Source organism: Methanosarcina sp. (assembly GCF_049706645.1).
Taxonomy (GTDB): Archaea; Halobacteriota; Methanosarcinia; order Methanosarcinales; family Methanosarcinaceae; genus Methanosarcina.
In genome coordinates, this window is the sequence record NZ_JBNAKP010000007.1 from 21,089 (window position 1) to 40,692 (window position 19,604).

General features: G+C 43.1%; 16 protein-coding genes. 12 read left to right on the forward strand and 4 right to left on the reverse strand.

Features of this window, described 5'->3' with window-relative positions:
- Positions 1-288: 288 nt before the first annotated feature.
- Positions 289-1,407: an AAA family ATPase gene (locus tag ACPK8D_RS02365; protein WP_424716240.1), complete on the forward strand. Its 1,119-nt coding sequence runs from the start codon at positions 289-291 to the stop codon at positions 1,405-1,407.
- A 366-nt stretch (positions 1,408-1,773) separates the two neighbouring features.
- Positions 1,774-2,034: a hypothetical protein gene (locus ACPK8D_RS02370; RefSeq protein ID WP_424716241.1), complete on the forward strand. Its 261-nt coding sequence runs from the start codon at positions 1,774-1,776 to the stop codon at positions 2,032-2,034.
- A 260-nt stretch (positions 2,035-2,294) separates the two neighbouring features.
- On the opposite strand, the gene ACPK8D_RS02375 is transcribed toward ACPK8D_RS02370, so the two are convergent.
- Both ACPK8D_RS02375 and ACPK8D_RS02380 read right to left on the reverse strand, forming a co-directional pair.
- Positions 2,295-3,212, reverse strand: a complete 918-nt coding sequence (locus ACPK8D_RS02375) for a ribonuclease Z (RefSeq protein ID WP_424716242.1) — start codon at positions 3,210-3,212, stop codon at positions 2,295-2,297.
- A gap of 127 nt (positions 3,213-3,339) precedes the next feature.
- A complete protein-coding gene (locus ACPK8D_RS02380) occupies positions 3,340-5,118 on the reverse strand; it encodes an alpha-amylase family glycosyl hydrolase (protein ID WP_424716243.1) in 1,779 nt (592 codons plus the stop codon).
- Positions 5,119-5,670: 552 nt separating this feature from the next.
- Between ACPK8D_RS02380 and cobA the strand changes: the two genes are divergently transcribed.
- The 3 genes from cobA to ahbC are packed head-to-tail and all read left to right on the forward strand — an operon-like array spanning position 5,671 to position 8,480.
- A complete protein-coding gene (gene cobA, locus ACPK8D_RS02385; protein WP_424716244.1) occupies positions 5,671-6,438 on the forward strand; it encodes a uroporphyrinogen-III C-methyltransferase in 768 nt (255 codons plus the stop codon).
- A 21-nt stretch (positions 6,439-6,459) separates the two neighbouring features.
- Positions 6,460-7,263, forward strand: coding sequence for a uroporphyrinogen-III synthase (locus tag ACPK8D_RS02390; RefSeq protein WP_424716245.1), 804 nt, complete (start codon positions 6,460-6,462; stop codon positions 7,261-7,263).
- A gap of 17 nt (positions 7,264-7,280) precedes the next feature.
- Positions 7,281-8,480: a 12,18-didecarboxysiroheme deacetylase gene (ahbC, locus tag ACPK8D_RS02395; RefSeq protein ID WP_424716246.1), complete on the forward strand. Its 1,200-nt coding sequence runs from the start codon at positions 7,281-7,283 to the stop codon at positions 8,478-8,480.
- A gap of 145 nt (positions 8,481-8,625) precedes the next feature.
- Here the strand turns inward: ahbC and ACPK8D_RS02400 are convergent, their stop codons facing one another.
- Positions 8,626-9,495 carry an aminoglycoside phosphotransferase family protein gene (locus tag ACPK8D_RS02400; protein ID WP_424716336.1) on the reverse strand — a complete coding sequence of 290 codons (870 nt, stop codon included), beginning with the start codon at positions 9,493-9,495 and terminating at the stop codon, positions 8,626-8,628.
- Between the two features lie 199 nt (positions 9,496-9,694).
- Here ACPK8D_RS02400 and ACPK8D_RS02405 point away from each other — a divergent pair, with 199 nt between their 5' ends.
- The 6 genes from ACPK8D_RS02405 (at position 9,695) to ACPK8D_RS02430 (ending at position 17,360) form a co-directional block, all read left to right on the forward strand.
- Positions 9,695-10,360, forward strand: a complete 666-nt coding sequence (locus ACPK8D_RS02405; RefSeq protein ID WP_424716247.1) for a molybdopterin-dependent oxidoreductase — start codon at positions 9,695-9,697, stop codon at positions 10,358-10,360.
- 188 nt (positions 10,361-10,548) lie between these two features.
- Positions 10,549-11,490, forward strand: coding sequence for a phosphotransferase (locus tag ACPK8D_RS02410; RefSeq protein ID WP_424716248.1), 942 nt, complete (start codon positions 10,549-10,551; stop codon positions 11,488-11,490).
- Positions 11,491-11,495: 5 nt separating this feature from the next.
- The gene (locus ACPK8D_RS02415) at positions 11,496-12,263 is read left to right on the forward strand and encodes an HAD family hydrolase (RefSeq protein WP_424716337.1); all 768 of its coding nucleotides are present in this window, start codon (positions 11,496-11,498) and stop codon (positions 12,261-12,263) included.
- Positions 12,264-12,653: 390 nt separating this feature from the next.
- On the forward strand, positions 12,654-13,307 hold the full coding sequence (locus tag ACPK8D_RS02420; RefSeq protein ID WP_424716249.1) for an HAD family hydrolase: 654 nt from the start codon (positions 12,654-12,656) through the stop codon (positions 13,305-13,307).
- 467 nt (positions 13,308-13,774) lie between these two features.
- The gene (locus ACPK8D_RS02425; RefSeq protein WP_424716250.1) at positions 13,775-16,384 is read left to right on the forward strand and encodes a valine--tRNA ligase; all 2,610 of its coding nucleotides are present in this window, start codon (positions 13,775-13,777) and stop codon (positions 16,382-16,384) included.
- Positions 16,385-16,991: 607 nt separating this feature from the next.
- A complete protein-coding gene (locus tag ACPK8D_RS02430; RefSeq protein ID WP_424716251.1) occupies positions 16,992-17,360 on the forward strand; it encodes a DsrE family protein in 369 nt (122 codons plus the stop codon).
- A gap of 204 nt (positions 17,361-17,564) precedes the next feature.
- On the opposite strand, the gene ACPK8D_RS02435 is transcribed toward ACPK8D_RS02430, so the two are convergent.
- On the reverse strand, positions 17,565-17,693 hold the full coding sequence (locus ACPK8D_RS02435) for a hypothetical protein (RefSeq protein ID WP_424716252.1): 129 nt from the start codon (positions 17,691-17,693) through the stop codon (positions 17,565-17,567).
- Between the two features lie 632 nt (positions 17,694-18,325).
- Here ACPK8D_RS02435 and hmgA point away from each other — a divergent pair.
- Positions 18,326-19,582, forward strand: coding sequence for a hydroxymethylglutaryl-CoA reductase (NADPH) (gene hmgA, locus ACPK8D_RS02440; RefSeq protein ID WP_424716253.1), 1,257 nt, complete (start codon positions 18,326-18,328; stop codon positions 19,580-19,582).
- Positions 19,583-19,604: the final 22 nt, after the last annotated feature.

Here is a 19,604-nt window from a genome sequence, read left to right on the forward strand (position 1 = left end):
TTGAAGACCGGAATATATAATGATTACCTGAATCTCCTGAGAACAGACCTGGCAGATAGTTATCCCACAAGCTTTTTTTAAAGCTTGATCAAAAATTAGCCTGAGAGCAGAACTGGTAGATAGTTACCCGGGAGCGGCTTAAAGACAGGATTTTCAGAAGATTGTTTCTCAGCTCCACGAAGAAGGTGAGCCTTTCGCAGTCGAATATTCTCCGTAATTTAGGGGTTAATTTTATTAGCTCTTCGGATTACTATAGAGGTATAGAAAAGTATTCGAGTTGATAACAAAGTGCGACCAGTCTCACAAAGAGTGAACGCGAAAAAGACTCATGAAAACAACACCGAGTTTGGAAAATCTACCTCCGAGCTTCTTATCCTGAAGCCTGAAGGTTATCCGTTAAGCGGCATGATGGACGAATATCCTGTTATTGAAAATCGGGATGTTTTCGAATTCTATGCCCGGGAACAGTGGAATGGATATGTTGCCCGCAAGGGAGATTATCTCTTTGACCGGCGGATGTTCCCGGATTTTGCTTACCGCATTATAGATGTGGAACCTGCAGAATCCATAATCGGAAGTTCAACCTCAATTATCGTAACTGAAGAAGAAAACGGTCTTCCCTCCTCGGCAGAAATAAAGAGTAGCGTTAAATTTGAAGATGTAATCGGGCAGGAACTTGCAAAGCAAAAGTGCAGGCTGATCGAACGCTTCCTTGAAGAGCCCGAACGCTTCGGGAAATGGGCGCCAAGAAATATCCTCTTTTTCGGGCCCTCAGGCACCGGAAAAACCATGCTTGCAAAGGCTCTTGCAAATAAAACTGATGTGCCCATCATTCCCGTCAAGGCTACCCAGCTGATAGGAGAATATGTGGGAGACGGATCCCGCCAGATCCACCAGCTCTATGACAGGGCAGAAGAAATGGCTCCCTGTATAATCTTTATCGACGAACTTGATGCCATAGCCCTGGACCGAAAGTTCCAGGAGTTGAGAGGAGACGTAAGTGAAATTGTAAATGCTCTACTTACCGAAATGGATGGTATAGTGGAACGCGATGGAGTATGTACCATCTGCTCCACAAACAGGATTCATACCCTGGACTCAGCTATAAGAAGCAGGTTCGAAGAAGAGATCGAATTCGTGCTACCCGGAGAAGAAGAAGTCCTCAGGATATTCGAATCGAATGTAAAAACCTTCCCCCTGCAGGTAGAGGACTGTAACTTCCGGGCTCTTGCAAAGAAATCAAATGGGCTATCAGGCAGGGATCTTGTAGAAAAGGTTTTAAAGACTGCTCTTCACCAGGCAATAATAGAAGACAGGGAAATCGTAACAAAGAAGGATTTTGAAAACGCACTTGCAAAACTTGGCAGAAAAGACCTCCCTCAGGGTCCGTCTGAACTCTATATTTAAGCTGAAGACAGGTAAGTTACTGTTAAATTATGGTATTTTTAGGTACTTAAAATAAGTACCTGTTTTAAATTACCATACTTCTTGATGACTCATTTTTGAGGATCATTAATTTTAAAGTAATCTTTTTACTTGCTTCAGTAGAGCATTTTACCTGGCTTTAGTGGAACGTTTTTACTTGCTTCGGTATAATGTTTTTATTTTCTTCGGTATAATGTTTTTACTTTCTTCTGTATAAATGTTTTTACCTGCTTTTCTTCTGCCCGGAAAAGCAGGAATAATTTTATGTATAAAAATCGTTATTTTCTAACAGGAATGATTTAAATAAAGTCTTAACCAGACATCAAATAAAAAAATAAAGGGATCCCCATGAATCAAATACGTGAAGTCGACAGGTTTGAGTGCAGAGTTGTAAACATTATTCAGAACTTGATGTGGAAAGGTGTCACCGTCGAAGAAAAAGGTACAAAAGGCAGGGTATACTTCAGCAGAGTGAACGGTGAGCTCAATATTAATTATGGCGATACTCTTTATTTAGGTATCAAGCCGGTTTATGAAGTCGAAGACAAAACCATGCAGGTCACACTTTACGATGCTGAAAACAAAAAACTGGATTGGACTCTCGTCTGAGTTATTCTGATCCTGTTTCGATGCAGATTATATCTGCTACAACTTCTTTTCCGCTCAGATGCCCGGATACAAAAACTCAAAACTTTTTAATCTTTCTTTAAAGAACGTTTCTAGTTTATTAAAGATTAAGACTAGATTTTAAAGATCATTTCTGGTTTTTAAAGGGCACTTCGAATTTCTATATTGTATTCTACGCCACTTCTCAGAATAATCTATATTTTATTTTGAATATAAATTCCCCTAAATAAAAAAATTAAGCCTTATTCCGACCTGTAAGGGATTTCGATTTCCATCAGGTCTTCGGCTATAAGCACGTTTTCAAACACTTTTTTTGAATCGCTAAGGAGAGGTGCAGCATCATCGGTATATCGGGAGCTTATATGGGTAAGGATCAGCTTCCTGACCCCCGCCTTCTTTGCAAGGGCTGCAACTTCCCCTGCTGTCGAATGTTTGGACTCTTCCGCCCAATCTGCCATCTCATCCGCAAAACTGCCATCATGGATCAGTACATCTGCACCCCTGCTGGCTTCGAGAATGGGCTCACAGGGCCTGGTATCTCCACTGTAAATAATGGTCCTTCCGGGTCTCAACGCCCCCATTACATCTTCAGGTTTTACGAGCTTTCCATTGACTTCTACCGGATTTCCTTTTTGCAATTTTGCGAAAAGAGGGCCAGGAGGAATACCCAGTTCAACTGCCTTTTCCCTGTTGAAACGCCCCGGACGGGGATTTTCTATAAGGGCATATCCGAGGCTTGGGATACTGTGTTCGGTTTTTAAAGCCCGGATAACATATTCCCCCTTTTCCACAATATCTCCGGGTTTCAACTGGATGCCGCGTACTTCATATTTAAGATTGAAATAGCCAAGGGCTTTAAAAAGCTCAGTAAATTCCCTGGTGCCCTCGGGGCCGTAAATCAGGAGAGGCTCTTTTCTTCCCATGAAAGACATGGTCTGGATCAGGCCAGGGATTCCCAGAAAGTGATCTGCATGAAAGTGACTGACAAAAATAGAGGACAGACTCATCATCCCTGTCTTTGCCCGCATCATTTGCTGCTGGGTGCCCTCTCCGCAGTCAAACAGGATAAGCTCCCCTTCCCGATTGACCATTACTGCGGATGGATTTCTGTTGCGGGTAGGCAGAGAGCCTCCAGTACCAAGAAAGATTATGCGAAGCATATCGAACCCACTAAGTACTTAAGAGGTATTTATTGATTACCACTTAAAGGTATCAGAGGAACCTATAATAAAGTCAAGCTTTTTAAGCTGAAACCCCGCCTTCAGAAATATCTCTATATTAGCGTATTTATTGGATTTCCACCGTCCAGATTCTTCCGTAATTGCCTGGAATATTAAGCTGGACTTCCCTGCTTGCAGAAACCCCCATTAAATTTTCCAGTCCGTGAAGCTCTTCCAGGTAATTGCCACTAAACGGGAATGTGAAAGGCACTACCTGATCATGAATTCCAAAGTTTAAAGCTATCAGGCTAAAAACTCCTTCGTAACTCCGGGAAAACAGCATAATATTCCGGGACTGATAGAGGACAAAATCATTATAAAAGAAATGTTCTCCCCTGGAAAACTGAGGGTTATTTCTCCGAAGCTTGACGAGTTTTCTGACGAGCTGAATCAGGGACCTGCCTTCAGAAGTATAGAAGTATTCCCAGCGTACAGGTCTGTACAAAAGCACTCTTCCCCACCCCTCCTGAGGAAGGAAGTAGTTCTCTCCAAACTCCTGCCCCTGCCATAACATGGGGATTCCTTTTGCCGTAAACAGACCTATAAGATAGGGCTGGACTCTGTACCAGAGCGTACGGTCACCCTCCTTCAGAAGTTCATTATCACTGACAACTGTTCCAAAGTTACAGATAAAACGGGAGTGATCGTGATTTTCCAGATACTGGAGGGCAGTTTTTCGGATACTATCGCCGTTGTTCTGAACTTCTGCAGGATAACCTGAGAGCCCGAAGAGGAAGCCCAGGCTGGTCAATTGATCGGAATTTCCGGCCGCTTCCCTTGCCGCATGCAGAGTTCCGTTTTGCCAGGTACAGTTACTGAAAGTTTTTTCCAGGATCTCTAACGGTTTTTGCAATTGCTCTGCGCACTGGATAAGGTTTACGGAGCCTTCATTGAAAAATCGCTGCCAGTGGTCGGAAGAGCCCTTTTTTTCTTTGACCAGCTCGTAAGTCTCCTGTACCAGTTTCGCATAGCCGTTTTCCGAATTCTCAAGCCAGTATCCTGGCACATAATCATACCTGAAACCATCTACATGATAAGAGTCGAGCCAGTGATGGTTAACTGTCAAAAAGAAATCCCTGGTAAATTTGCGGTTGAAGTCCGTACTCATTCCAAATACATCTTCAGCAAAAGGGCCCATGAAAGGATTTTTATCAATACCCCAGCCAAGTTCATTATAAACATAGAAATAAGGAAAAAGGTGACTCGTGTGCGCATAGACAGAGTCAACTATAACTGCGATGCCTTTCCGGTGAGCCAGATCGATTAATTTTTGCATATCTTTTCTGTTTCCGAAGCGCTCATCCACGCCAAAATAGCCGATTGGCATAAATCCCCAGTCCACTCGTTTCTCAACATTGGAAAGAGGCATCAGTTCTATGCAGTTTACCCCAAGGTCTGCCAGATAACCCAGTTGATCAGTTACCCCCTGTATGTCATCTGCAAACTCATTTATCATTAATTCATACAGAATAATATCATTTATCGAAGGTGTTTTCCATACCAGTTCGTGTTTGTCCCATTCATATTGTTCGTACCCGAGCGTGAATGCGGATAACTTGCCGACTCCAAACTCTCTGGCAAAAGGATCGATAATCCAGTCAATGGGACTCTGTTTATCCGGGTTTTCGAGACAATACCGATAGACATACTTTCCCGGAGTTCCCCAGGCAGAATAGGGTTCTGGCTTATCTCCGGATACGATATTTATTGTTGCAGACCAGTAATCCCCATATTCTAAGTCCTCTGAATGTTCCACTTCAAATTTCATAGGCAGTATATCCTGAAGGAACTGGTCCTTTTCATGAATTACCCTCACCCATAGCTTATTGCCTTCATCTGCCGACACTCCCGGTAAAAAGAGCCCGAAGCTAATAACTCCGGAGTTCTATTTATCCTCCCTGGCTCCAAGCTTATGAAGCGGCAGAAACGCAAATTTATTCTGCAAATTACTCACACCCCGCACCTGTTTAGAAATTAGGAAAAAGTAGTCCGTATTTATTCTTTGAAATTTTTTTATTGAAAGGGACACTACAAGTAGAAAACAATAGCTGTTAATCTATACCGAAGTAGCTTTAACGTAGAATTAAATGAATGTTTAATGTAGAATTAAATTCAAGAATCAATATAGTTTTGGAAATTCAATTTCTAAAAAATGATTCTGAGTTATTACTTTCCGAGGTTTGACTTTTTCTTTACAGAGATAAGGATAGGTGAAGCTTTTAAGTCAAGGAAAAAAACGAAATGGTTCTGTATAAGAAGAAAAACAAAATATATTAATTCGGTCTGAATTTTCAGAAATTACTGCCTTAATTTTCAGGATATTATATATTCTAAAAACTCGTTAACCTTCTCCAGATTACACATTTCTACCCAAAAATGATAAAGGAACCGTCATCACATGTCAGGAAATTACGGAAAAGTTTATCTTGTAGGTTCGGGTCCCGGAGACCCTGAGCTTCTTACCCTGAAAGCCCGCCGTCTGATTGACAGTGCTGAAGTAATTATCTATGACCAGCTTCCTGGAAAAGCTATTCTGGACTCAATGCCTGAAAATGCGGAAAAAATCGATGTCGGGAAATATGCCGGCAACCACACCATGACCCAGGCTGAGATTAATGAGGTGCTTGTGCAGAAGGCAAAAGAAGGAAAGATGGTGATAAGGCTTAAAGGAGGCGACCCCTATGTATTCGGGAGAGGGGGAGAAGAAGCCGAGGTACTTGCAGCCGAGGGAATTGAGTTTGAAGTCGTGCCAGGGATTACGTCTGCAATTGCAGTGCCTGCTTATGCCGGAATTCCGGTAACCCACAGGGAAAGCACCTCGATGGTCACTTTCATAACCGGGCACGAGGATCCCACAAAGCCGGAGAGCTGGCTTGACTGGGAAACCCTGGCAAAATTCGGGGGAACAATTGTAATCCTAATGGGCGTGAAAATGCTTGGCAGGAATGCAGAAGAGCTAATGAAGCATGGCAAAGCCCCTGAAACCCCTGTTGCAGTCATTGAGAGAGGAACCAGGGCCGACCAGAGAGTTACTGTAGGAACCCTCTCAAATATCTCAGAACTTGCAAAGGAACGTAAAGTGAAGGCTCCTGCCATTACAGTTATAGGAGACGTGGTCAAACTTCATGAGGTCCTTGGAGAACAGCGCACAGGGATGGAATTTTAACAGACGCAAAGGGATCAGGATATGACAGGAGAACAGGAGAAGGCAAAAATACCGGTCCTCGCAATTATGAGGCCGGAAAGCTACAGGGAAAAGTCCGAGGCCCTTGCCAGGGACTACGGCTTTAAGCCGATATATGCCCCTATGATAAAGCTTGAAGGCGTAAAAGATGAGGGTTTTGAGCCCTTTTTACAGAGAGTCCTTGCCGGAGTTTCTGACTACGTGGTCTTTACCAGTGCAAACGGGATAACCTTTACCCTCGAAAAGCTCTCTGAAACCGAAAAGGAAAATTTTATTACGGCACTTAAAAAAACAAGGGTAATTGCAATCGGGCCTAATACGGAAAAGGAACTTATAAAAATAGGAATTGACAACTCTTTCCTGCCAGTAGATTATAGTTCAGAGGGAATTGTAGAAGCTCTTTGCCCTGAGGTAAAAGGAAAAAAGGTTGACCTTGCGAGGAGTGTGTTTGGGGCTAAAGCCTTAATAGAAGGGCTCGAAAAGTGCGGAGCTACGGTTTATGAGACCCATGTATACACCCTCAGCATTCCTGAAGGAACAATTCAGAAAGAGCTGATCGAGCGCACGCTTGCAGGGGAAGTGGATGCTTTTGCTTTTACAAGCTCGATGATGGTTAAAGGCTTTATGAAGCATGCGAAAGGGCTGGGAGCAGAGGAAACCATAAAAGAGACTCTTAACAGGGTCGTGGTAGGAGCTATAGGAACGCCTACAGGAAATACCCTGAAGAAGTATGGAATTAACACAAACGTAATTCCCGACGAGTTCACCTTTGAAGCACTTTTAAAGGCTATAAAAAACCAGGTTTGAGATTTTGAAGGATCGACATGATAGGCATTTCAAAACTTTACTGCGGAACCGTGGAACCTTCCGATGCCCTTCGCTATGGAAGGGAATCAAAGAAGCTTCCCTCTCACCTGCTGCAGTTTTCAAAAGATAAAAAGCCAGTCGTGGTCTGGAACATGACCCGCCGCTGCAACCTGAAGTGCGTCCATTGTTATGCCCAAGCAAAGGATATCGAATTTGAAAACGAGCTTTCGACTGAAGAAGGTAAAGCTCTTATCGATGACCTTGCAAGTTTCGGAAGTCCGGTAATTCTTTTTTCCGGAGGGGAACCAACCCTGAGAAAAGACCTGCCCGAACTTGCGGCCTATGCCCGTGAGAAAGGGATGAGGGCCGTGATTTCCACAAACGGGTCGCTGATAGACAGTAATATGGCAAAAAAGCTAAAGGATGTCGGGCTCTCTTACGTAGGAGTTTCCCTGGATGGAACAAGAGAGACAAATGACAAATTCAGGGGGATGAAGGGAGCATTCGATGCGGCACTCAGGGGGCTTCACAATTGCCAGGAGGAGGGCATAAAGGTGGGCCTTCGTTTTACCATCAACAAGCAAAACGTTATGGATATTCCTGCAATCTTTGACCTGCTTGAAGAAGAAAAAATTCCAAGAATATGTTTCTATCATCTGGTTTACGCAGGCCGGGGCTCGGAAATGGTGAACGAAGACCTTTCCCTCGAGGAATCCAGGCAGGCTGTAGACCTTATACTCGATAGAACAAGAAGGCTGCACGAGAAAGGTTTTCCTGCCGAAGTCCTGACCGTGGACAACCACTGCGACGGTCCCTACCTGTACATGAAACTCCTCAAAGAAAATCCGGAAAGGGCCGCCGAGGTATTTGAACTCCTTTCCATGAACCAGGGCAATTCCTCAGGAATAGGTATAGGATGCGTATCCTGGGACGGTTCGGTACATGCTGACCAGTTCTGGAGACATTATTCATTTGGGAATGTGCGGGAACGCCCATTCAGTGAAATCTGGAATGACCTGAGCGATGAACTCATGGCCGGGCTCAAAAACCGGAAACCCCTGATAAAAGCCAACGGGGACCGCTGTTCCCGGTGTAAATGGCTAGAGGTCTGCAATGGGAATTTCAGAGTGCGGGCTGAAGCCGTATACGGGAATGTCTGGGCCGATGACCCTGCCTGCTACCTGACAAAGGAAGAAATCGGATACGAGGAGGCCTGAAACTTCTCAGGCTTTATTAAATTTCAGATTTTCTTAACTTCTATTATTTTCTTAAATTTTTCAGATCATTATTTTTTAAATTTGTTTCTCTGTAAACTTGTCACCTCACTGGCGTTTTTCCTTCAGGTTATAGCTTTGTGATTACTCATTCAACCGGGTTTGAGATATACCATTTTGGGATGAATGTTTCAAATCCGTCATACCATTCCAAAACATTTTCGGCTTGTCTGAGCATGGTACTGACCTCTTCGTGTCCGAATTTAATTGCCCAGGGAATTGATGAAAGCTGATTACTTGCAATATATAGAGCCATTAACCTGAAAAATAAAACTGGCACATTATGTTGAAAATATCCGTTTATGCGTCCTGACGCGAATGAGGCGCTTATATATGCACACCAGGTAATGCGATTAAATTCTTCCCAGGGGTCACCGTAATCAAGCCTGTTAAAGTCAATGATTCCTAGCTCTCCAGACTTTGTAACAATCATATTTCCGGCATGATAGTCCCCATGTTGAAAAGACTGAGGGCGATTTTCCAATAGATATCGATTTTGTTCGATAGATTCAATTATTTTATCTGCTCCCTCCAGGCGAATCCTGCAAGCTTCATAATCGGTAATATTTCTGTTTATTTTTTGATTGAAACGCTCCGACCATGATACTTGATTTTTTGCCGCAGGAACCTTATGCAGAGTTCTTAATATTTCCCCCGCTTTAACACCAAGCCTGTATTGCTCTTTGCTGTTCAGTTCCGGAAGGAGGTATTCTGCATCCCTCCCTGTAATCCAGGTTAGTAAAGAATATACGGATTGACCGTTATTACAAATTCCGAAATCGACTGGACGCGATATCAAAATATCAAGGTTATCAAGCCGTTTTATTGCTTCAAAATCCCGTTTCTTGTTCTTATATTGGGAGATGTCCGATATTCTTAACAATAATTCTCTGCCATCTGCAGTTCGAATATAATATTTCTGATCATTTGACCATCCTTTATTAATTGGCTCAACTATTTGTCATTTACAAGCATCAGGGATTTCATTACAGAGTTTAATCACGCTAACAGCTCTATAAAAATCGAAATATGGATATTGCCGTTTATTCAGTCACAACTTTAGAGTTTTCTTTTATAAAGAATCATTTATTCGTATTGAATGCATATTTTCAAGAAAGAACATGTAAGAAAAGTGGTTGAGGGAGGAAAGCAAATACATGAAACCGATCCATTTGTTCCTGATCTTTTTTAGTGTTTTTATCACTGTTTCAGGTTGTGTCTCCGAAAGGGGAGAGCCAGGAACCTATGACAACGAGACTGAAAATCTTTCCTACGAGGGGGAATCGTTAACCCCAATCGCACAGCAGCGAAACAATGCCATAAGGGGAACTCAGTATATTGACAGGGAAAGCTACAGGCTGCAGGTTGACGGGCTGGTAGAGAATCCTTTAAACCTTAATTATGAAGAAATAACCGGATTGCCTCAGACTTCGAAAGTTGTGGACCTGAACTGCGTGGAAGGCTGGAGCTTTACTGCGAAATGGACAGGAGTGAGAATTGAGGACCTTTTTGAAAAAGCCGGAGCTATGGAAAATGCGACTACAGTTATTTTTTACAGCGCGGATGGATACTCTACCTCTCTTGATAAGGATTACCTCTTAGAAAACGATATAATCCTAGCATACAGGCTCAACGATGTAACCCTGCCTCCTGACCGGGGTTTTCCTCTTCAGCTCGTAGCCGAAAACAAATACGGGTACAAATGGGCGAAATGGATCGTAAGAATAGAACTCAGCGACTCGCCTTACAGGGGATACTGGGAGGAAAGAGGATACAATAACACGGCTGATGTCGGGGGGCCTGAACTTGAGAGAAGGGAATAAACCCCTTACCGTTAAACACCAATAACAATATAATATATCCAAACTATAGTATACTGTTGCCAGCATTGCAGAATCAAAACGTAAAACTGGCAACTTCTTTATCACAAAATTAACTTTGAGATGAGAGTATACTGTGGGGAAAATATACAACCTGGGAAGTATTTCCGGAAAAGTGGGGGTAATTTAAGATGGCATCTCGCCATGTTAATACTTTAAGCCCTGGGGACCCTTTCAGGGACTGGCTTGTTGAAGAAGTTGTCGGGCACAGGCTCCGGAATAAAACGTGTTCTGTTAATGTTTTTAAATACAATTCCTCCCATACCGTCTGCAGGTATCAGTTCAGGGGTGAGAACTTCAGCGTAATGGCAAAGTTTTTTGCCGAACCTACCGGCCGGCTGAAAGATTATAACCCTCATAAAGGCATGATGAATGAATATCGTAACCTTAGAAAGGCTGCTTCCGTAATAAATGTTGCAAAGCCTCTTGCAGTCAATAAGAAGTTCAATTGCGTCCTTGTAACCGAACATATACCTGGAAAATCTCTAGCCTGGTACTTCAGCCATGAAGAAAAACTTTACGAGAAGCTTGCTGCAGTTGCACACATGCTCCGACAGCTTCACGAGAACACAAAATCTTCTTATAATAAGGAAAACGAATTCAGAAATTACCATGACGTGCTGGACCATCTGAAACTGGATCACGATACCAGAGAGAGTTTTAATAAATTGCTCGGACAATGGTGGTACAGTCCCCTGCTCAACAGGGAGCACGGTTGTATGGTTCACAGGGATGTTACGCCCTCTAATTACATTTTTTGCAAAGGTAAACCCTATGCCCTCGACTTTGAAAGTTCCTGGTTCCAGGCGCATCCTGTTAGAGATCTCGGGATTCTTAGCGCAGAACTTAAAAATGAATTCGAACTGCACAAAGGAAGTGGCTGGAAAGCCGAACCTTACATAGGTAACTTTCTCTGGGAATACAGCAGCGATGAAAAGGATTTTAAATATATTACCGGAGTTTTGCCTTTCTTCATGAGCATAGGACTCCTCCGCTCGGCCAGGCTGCATCAGGACAACTATAGAGATTATTTGATTAAAGAAGCACGTGAGTGTTTAAAAGCAATTAATTAACTGGGATATGGGGAGGTAAGAGTATTTCTGAAAAATATGAATCTGAGGCAGGTGAAGATGAAGTTACACTTCTAAATGATCTTGCCGGAAAAGGTGAAGAGGTATTTAAAAGCTGTCAGATAAAAGGAGTTATTTTTGACTGCTACCAGACCCTCATAGATATCGATACTGATGAACACAGGTTGGAAACATATGAGGTTGTAAGCAGGTGGCTTGCCTACCAGGGAGTAAAAATAAAGCCGGAAAAATTGTGGGACACTTATATGTTTAAAGTAAAAGAAAGAATGGAAGATTCCAGGGAAATATATCCTGAAATCAGGGTAGAAGAAATCTTTGCCGAGATCTGCAGGGAAAATTCGGTCTGGAAAATCGATGAGAAACATCTTGGAGTTGAAACTTCAAGAGTCTTTCGGGCAGCTTCTATCCAGAAACTTCGCCCATTTCCCCAAAGCATAGAATTAATAGAACAGTGTATTAACATTCCAAAGTGCATAATCTCCAACGGGCAGAGAGTGTTCTCCGAACTGGAACTGCGGTTCCTGGGGCTCTTCGATTATTTCGACTTTGTTATTTTCTCATCGGATGTTGGGTACAAGAAACCGGACCTCAGACTTTTTATGTCTGCGCTCAAAAAGATGGGCCTTGAACTCGAACCCAACTGTGTCATGTCAATAGGAGACTCTTACGAAAACGAGATATTACCTGCAAGAAAACTGGGGATGCGCGCTATGCGTATTGAAGAAGCCTGGAAACATTTCGATTTGACAGACTGATTTTCATAAAATGAATTTTTCTTCTTTTTTCGCTTTTAATAAACGCAAATCCAGAACATTTACATTATTAATAGGAAGAAGCGTAAAATCCCCAGGTATTTAGCCAAGCGGTAGTTCACTTTAGCAAATTTAGAATACTTTTATTCTTTTTAAGATTCTGTTTCCAATCTCTGTATTTTCTGGAATAATCAAAATCTGTGATTTTTTCAGTTATGGTCGATATTAGAAGAATTATACATAGAAATGGAAACTATATACTAGTATTTACGAACAATATAGATATTTGCATAAAACCTATATAACAAGAGATCAATCTCAATAGTAATTGCAGAATAGTATAGCAAAAATCAAAAATTCATAAAGACTTCGAAAAATAAAAGGAGGACCCCTATGCTCCAAAACGGAAAAATTAAAGGCTTAATCTTTGATTGTTATAAAACTCTTATTGATATCAAAACTGATGAAGGAAGTAAAGAAACAAACGAAAGGGTAAGCAGATGGCTACTTTATCAGGGAGTGAGGATAGAACCCAACCGGCTCAGGGAAGAATACAGGTGGAAGGTTATAGGCAGGTTGGGCAATTCAGGCCAGCAGCACCCGGATATCCGTATAGAAGAAATTTTTGCAGAGATCTGTGCCGAAAATGCGTTTAGAGAAATCGATCCTTATTGGCTCGGAATTGAAACGGCCAAGGTATTCAGAACCGCATCTTTAAGAAAACTCGAGGCCTACCCTCAGAGCCTGCGCCTGCTTGAAAAATATAGACATATTCCGAAGTGCGTTGTCTCCAATGCCCAGAGAGTCTTTACTGAACAGGAACTTCGCTTCCTGAACCTATATGATCGCTTCAATTTCGTAATTATATCTTCGGACCACCGTATCAAGAAACCTGACACCCGACTCTTCAGGATGGCTCTTGACGGCCTGGGGCTTGAACCCTGGGAAGTGCTCTCAATCGGCGACACGCCAGAAAACGATATTCACCCACCCCAGAGTCTCGGAATGAATGCCATGCATATCCGTGAAGCATGGAAGTATGCATAACTGGAACAGATAATAAAAAGGAAAGAATTCAGAACGTAACACAAAGGAAACTAACTTCTTTAAGCTGAATCCAAACTGAATTTGAGCTGAAACCAGGCTTAACTTCATCTTATACGTTTTTAGCTCGCAACTATTTCTTCCCCTCTTTTCTGCCACTTTAAAAGTTTTCAGAATTTCTCTTGAGAACTATCATTTTCTGATAGCATTACTATATTCTGATTTCCTTACTGTTCAGTAAACTGTGAGGTACCACTAAACTGATTATAGATATTTTCCTTCCTATGAATTGGTTTTTTAGATGAAAATGCAATGATGAAACTCAAATGTGTTATTTCTGACAAATATTGAATAATTACTGAATAGTAAAAAATTTTTACTTCATCCAAAACCAGATATATTTAAATAATCGCAAGCACTCTAAAACCCCAAGAAATTCTTACACTATTTCCCAATCATGGAGTGTCTTTATGACAGAATCAGAAATTCCGAAAGAATATAACGCAAACGAGGTTGAGGAAAAGTGGATGGAGAAGTGGAACCTCTCCATGTACCATTTCAACTGGGGAGAGGATACCCGTCCCCAATATATTATTGACACCCCACCTCCCTATCCTACAGGCAATTTCCATATCGGAAACGCGCTTAACTGGTGCTATATAGACTTTGTTGCCCGATACAAACGTATGCGCGGGTACAATGTGATGTTTCCCCAGGGCTGGGACTGCCACGGCCTGCCAACCGAAGTCAAGGTTGAAGAGATTCACGGGATAACGAAAAACCAGGTTCCTCGTGCAGAATTTCGCAGAATGTGCAGGGAACTGACTGCAGGAAACATCGACAAGATGCGCAAAACAATGTTGCGCCTGGGCTTTTCCGTGGATTGGAGCAACGAATTCGTTACCATGGAACCCTCATACTTTGTAAAAACGCAGAAATCCTTTGTCAGGATGTACGATGATGGACACATCTATCACGAAGAACACCCTGTCAACTGGTGCCCCCGATGTGAAACTGCCATTGCTTTTGCAGAAGTAGAGTATGAAACAAGGCAAACAAAGCTTAATTTCGTCCATTTCGACAAGGTAGATATTGCAACCACCAGGCCGGAACTTATGGCAGCCTGTGTCGCAGTTGCGGTTAACCCTGAAGATAAGCGTTACAGCCAGTATATCGGCCAGGAGATCACAGTACCAATCTTTGGGCAGAAAGTGACTTTGATTGCCGATGAGGATGTTGAGCCTGAATTTGGTACAGGCGCTGTAATGATCTGTACTTTCGGGGACAAGCAGGACGTTCGCTGGTGGGTGAAATATGGGCTGCCGCTTATAAAAGCCATCGACAAGCAGGGCAGGATGACAAAAGCTGCAGGCAAGTATGAAGGCATGAACATTGCCGAATGCAGGGAAGCTGTCATTGCTGACCTGAAAGCCGCAGATTTTCTCTATGACCAGAAACCCCTGGAACAGAATGTCGGGCTCTGCTGGCGCTGCGACACCCCTATCGAAATCCTTTCGGAGCCCCAGTGGTTCGTAAAGATCGACAACGACGGCATCCTGAAAGCTGCAGATGAGATCAACTGGTATCCCGAGTACATGAAAGTCAGGCTCCAGAACTGGACAGGCACTATGGAATGGGACTGGTGCATTTCCAGGCAAAGAGTCTTTGCGACTCCGATCCCGATCTGGTATTGCAAAGAGTGCGGGGAGGTAATGATTGCAGAAGAGAGCTGGCTCCCGATTGACCCGAATGAAGCAGCCCCGAAGAAAGCCTGCGCCTGCGGTTCAACCGAATTTGAGCCTGAAACCGATGTGCTGGACACATGGATGGACTCCTCGATTACGGCACTACATGTCACGGGCTGGGAAAGCGAGCATGAGCTCCGCCTGCCTGCACAGATCCGTCCTCAGGGCCATGATATCATCAGAACCTGGGCCTTTTACACGATCCTGCGGAGCCTTGCCCTTGAAGGAAAAAGGCCCTGGGACTCCATAGTTGTTAACGGCATGGTGCTCGGGCCTGACGGACATAAGATGAGCAAGTCCCTTGGAAATGTTATTTCCCCTGAGGAAGTAACCTCACAGTACAGTGCCGATGCTTTCAGGCAGTGGGGTGCAGTTGGCGGCTCCACAGGCTCGGATGTAATGTTCCGCTGGAAAGATGTGGTCTCAGCTTCTCGCTTCCTTCAGAAGATGTGGAGTATCTACCGTTTCTCAATGTCTCACCTGAAGGACTTTGGGCCGGAAGATGCCGGGAACTTCCCCACGGATTCCCTGCTTATAATTGATAGGTGGCTGCTGAGTAAACTTAACAGGCTTGTAGACACTGCCACAAAAGAGCTTGACGCATACCAGTTTGATTCCACTTTCAAGGCAATCAGAGGTTTTGCCTGGGAAATCCTTGCTGATAACTATCTGGAGCTCGTAAAAGGCAGGCTTTATGGCGATGAGCCTGAGGGCAGGAGAGCAGCCCAGTATGTGCTTTACAGGACGATGAAAACTCTCTCGCTTCTACTTGCACCCTTTATACCCTTCTTTGCGGAAGAGCTGTATTCCAGGTTTAGCGATGAAAGTGTTCACACGCAGGCCTGGCCGGCAGTCGATGAAACCTTCATAAATGAAGAAGCCGAAGCCGCAGGGGAATTGATCAAAGATATCACAGGTGAGGCCCGCAGATACAAGTCCGACCTGGGAATGGCGCTTAATGCCCCCCTGAAAAAGCTTGAGATCTACAATGCAAATATCGATACAGGGGATATTGCAGGTGCCACAAACTCGGAAGTCGAGTTGATGGAAGGTGCCCCTTCATTTGAATATATGCCAGTGGAAGTTAAGCCCAATATGGGTATCCTGGGCCCCCGATTCAGAAAAGACGCAGGTGCTGTCGTGAAAGCTCTCAAGGCAGAGGACCCTGCTGCGGTTGAAGCCCAGGCAGCTTCGGGAAAGATAACCATTACTGTAAACGGCGAATCGATCGAACTCGAACCCGAAGCCGTAGAGATAAGGAAAGAAGTGATCTCAGGCGGCAGGGAAGTCGATGTGCTTGAAGTAAGAGGTGCGATTGTTGTAATTGTAAGGTAAGCTTTTCGGCTTACCTTTTTTCAGAAAAGATATCCGTTATGATTCAAACAATGCTTATTTTTCCAGCTTTTTAAGAACATCTGAAAGCAGGATATCCTGCTTTCAGATTCCATAAATTCAAATTTTGATTTTAATTCAAATTCCGATCTTAATTAAACTCCGGATTTAATCCTGCGCAAAAGGTGTAAAACCGATTTTCTGATATTACTTTTCCGATTATTACCGGAGTGTTATTTTTTAGGCCTCAAGACTAAACTCTTAGTTTACAACATGAACAAAAATTTATAAATTGCTCAGCTTAGGTTAAGGATTCCTGCGAAGTCGAAATCTCGAAAACCGAGCATTTAGAATTAGCCTCTCACTTTAAAAGATTTTTGGCGTCATAAAAGCTCAGGATAAATGGGGAGTCGTAAAGTGACTATCTAACTTTACATTGCGATGGAATTAGTTAATCAGATGTAAGTATCCGGACTTTGCCGATTTCCCCAAAGATAGGTAGAATTATTTAAATAAAGTGAAAAAATATGAACTCCCCTTTCCAATGTGAAAGTTTATATACATCTAGGTAATCTGTTTCAGAAATGTATTATTTAGACCTGGAGTTCTTATGACAAAAGTAGAAAAGGTACTACTGCTGCTCAAAAATATGGTGTACGAAAGCACCAGCCCGCAGGAAACCCTCAAATTTGCGAAGTATTACCGGAGTAAGGGGCTCGATGTGCTGGTTATTCTATGGGGACCTATGGGAGTGTTACTCGCAAAGAAAGATAAAACAAGAGGATCGCCCAAATACGATGCCACTGTTAAGGAGTGTATCGATCTGGGAGTTGAGTTCCGATGCTGCCAGCTTGCCTCAGATATGATCGGGCTTAAGGAGGAAGAATTGATTCCAGGGATCGAATTCATCTGCTCAAAAGATGTGGCCGAACTCTTTCTGAGATACACCGAAGAAAACCAGCTAATCATTAGTTTCTGAGCCTGAAAGATTTCTAAAAATTAAATCAGGTAGTTAAGGAATAATGGTTTTAAGCAATAGATATGTTTTACTGTAGCTCTTTCTTAAGTAAGGTTTTCTTCAATCTAATTATATCCTGCCCAACTGGTCCTTCAACCAGGGGATACGTGCCTGAAATCGGCCTGTAGAATGTTTGATCTGCATCTCAACCCAATTTTAGCTATTTTAAATCCTGTTTGCTCTTTTACCTGTCTCGGCAGAGTTGCGGCTCTGCAGTGCGCCCCGAATTGCGCCTCGCCCGAATTGCGCCTCGCCCGAATTGCGCCTCGGGAGTACGCGGCCCTTTTCGCTCACTTCGTTCGCTCAAGAGGGCTAATTTGTAATAAATATACTGAAGTGAGCTCAAAAGGGCTGATTTATCCGCATTTATAAAATTGTAGTTATTCTGTCTGAAATCCACCTGGAAATCACAGGAATTCGGGGAATTTTCTGGGAGAGGGTTAATTCGCAAAGTTTCGGCTTTTCCGGGTTGCAGGTTGGTTCCGTGGTTTGTGTTATCTATATTGGATTTTCTGTGCCCGTTATAAAATGAAAGTTGTACTGAAAAGTGTACCGAAAATCGTACTTAACTCATTAGTTGACTGCAGGCTTGACTGAACTGCAAGTTTGACTGAGCTATTAAGCTGGGTCTGAGAATCTTCCTGTAAATCTTAAGTGTCATGAAGAGAGATCTGCAAATATTCTTTGCAATGTTTGTGTGAACCGATAGAGCTTTTTAGATTTGGTGCCTATTTTTAGACAGTTTGGAAATAACAGAAAGTATCACATTAAGGAATGAATTATATGTCAATATGCACATAATTAGGATAAAAATGGATTTAATATAAAAATACAACTTTAAAATAATGAATTAATCCTGAATATTTCAGCCCTTCGGTTAATTGATTTAAAGGTATGGAAAGAAAATAATTTAAGCAGGTGATTTCATGTTTTTACAGGATTATGAGTTAAGTGAGGAAGAGAAAATTCTCTTACAAAAGGTTCTGGATGGGGATGTGGCGCTTCGCAAGATTGAGGAGTTTGCAGACCCGATAACTTCAGTAAAACTTAGACGGCTTGCAATACAGGAGTTTGCAAAACTCGAGTTCGAGCACATCCAGAATTTTTCCCTTGATGTGGAAGCCGTATCGAAAAAGAATATAGAAAATATGATAGGCGCAGTTCAGATTCCGCTCGGGGTTGCCGGGCTTCTGAAGGTAAACGGAGAATATGCAAATTCCGAGTACTATATCCCGCTTGCTACAACCGAAGGAGCTCTTGTTGCCAGTGTAAATCGCGGCTGTTCGGTTATCACGAAATCGGGAGGAGCAAACGTCAGGGTTTTTGAAGATGAGATGACCAGAGCGCCTGTTTTTAAGCTTGAGAGTCTTGAGAGAGCCAAAAAATTTTATGAGTGGGTAAAATGCCCTGAGATTTTCGAACAGATGAAAGAAGTTGCCGAAAAAACAACTCGTTTTGGAAAATTGCTTTCCGTAAAACCCTTTGTGACCGGCACATACGTATACCTGAGGTTCTCGTACGATACAAAAGATGCTATGGGCATGAACATGGTGACTATAGCTACTGATGCAGTTATGCACCTGATAGAAGACGAATTCGGCGCACACCCCGTTACACTTTCAGGAAATATGTGTACCGACAAAAAGCCGGCTTCCATAAGCACAATTCTGGGAAGAGGAAAAACAGTTGTAGCCGAGGTTACCATTCCAAAAGAGCTTGTCAAAGAGACTCTGAAATGTACGCCTGAATCCATGTTTGAGGTAAATTACAGCAAAAACCTGCTTGGCTCGGCGAGAGCAGGATCACTTGGTTTCAATGCCCATGCTGCAAATATTATTGCTGCGATGTACCTGGCATGTGGACAGGATGCTGCCCACGTTGTCGAGGGAAGCACTGCGATTACGAGCATGGAGCTCACAAAATATGAGGAAATTAACTGTTCTGTTACTCTGCCTGCCCTGCCTGTGGGAACCGTTGGGGGGGGCACTGGCCTTGGAACCCAGAGAGATTGCCTGAATATCCTTGGCGTTACAGGCGCAGGTGATGTTCCAGGGATAAACTCCAGGAAATTTGCAGAAATCGTAGCTTCTGCCGTGCTTGCAGGAGAAGTTTCCCTTATCGGAGCCCAGGCTGCAGGACACCTGGCCCGTGCTCATGCCCAGCTTGGCCGTGGAAAGTTCTAACGCAAGCCTTTTCAAAAAAGGC

What these genes read in the sequence shown, in the direction of transcription:
- ACPK8D_RS02430 (WP_424716251.1), top strand. Translation starts at nt 16,992, where the DNA reads ATGACAAAAGTAGAAAAGGTACTACTGCTGCTCAAAAATATGGTGTAC.
- ahbC (WP_424716246.1), top strand. Translation starts at nt 7,281, where the DNA reads ATGATAGGCATTTCAAAACTTTACTGCGGAACCGTGGAACCTTCCGAT.
- ACPK8D_RS02420 (WP_424716249.1), top strand. Translation starts at nt 12,654, where the DNA reads ATGCTCCAAAACGGAAAAATTAAAGGCTTAATCTTTGATTGTTATAAA.
- ACPK8D_RS02390 (WP_424716245.1), top strand. Translation starts at nt 6,460, where the DNA reads ATGACAGGAGAACAGGAGAAGGCAAAAATACCGGTCCTCGCAATTATG.
- hmgA (WP_424716253.1), top strand. Translation starts at nt 18,326, where the DNA reads ATGTTTTTACAGGATTATGAGTTAAGTGAGGAAGAGAAAATTCTCTTA.
- cobA (WP_424716244.1), top strand. Translation starts at nt 5,671, where the DNA reads ATGTCAGGAAATTACGGAAAAGTTTATCTTGTAGGTTCGGGTCCCGGA.
- ACPK8D_RS02405 (WP_424716247.1), top strand. Translation starts at nt 9,695, where the DNA reads ATGAAACCGATCCATTTGTTCCTGATCTTTTTTAGTGTTTTTATCACT.
- ACPK8D_RS02410 (WP_424716248.1), top strand. Translation starts at nt 10,549, where the DNA reads ATGGCATCTCGCCATGTTAATACTTTAAGCCCTGGGGACCCTTTCAGG.
- ACPK8D_RS02425 (WP_424716250.1), top strand. Translation starts at nt 13,775, where the DNA reads ATGACAGAATCAGAAATTCCGAAAGAATATAACGCAAACGAGGTTGAG.
- ACPK8D_RS02375 (WP_424716242.1), bottom strand. Translation starts at nt 3,212, where the DNA reads ATGCTTCGCATAATCTTTCTTGGTACTGGAGGCTCTCTGCCTACCCGC.
- ACPK8D_RS02370 (WP_424716241.1), top strand. Translation starts at nt 1,774, where the DNA reads ATGAATCAAATACGTGAAGTCGACAGGTTTGAGTGCAGAGTTGTAAAC.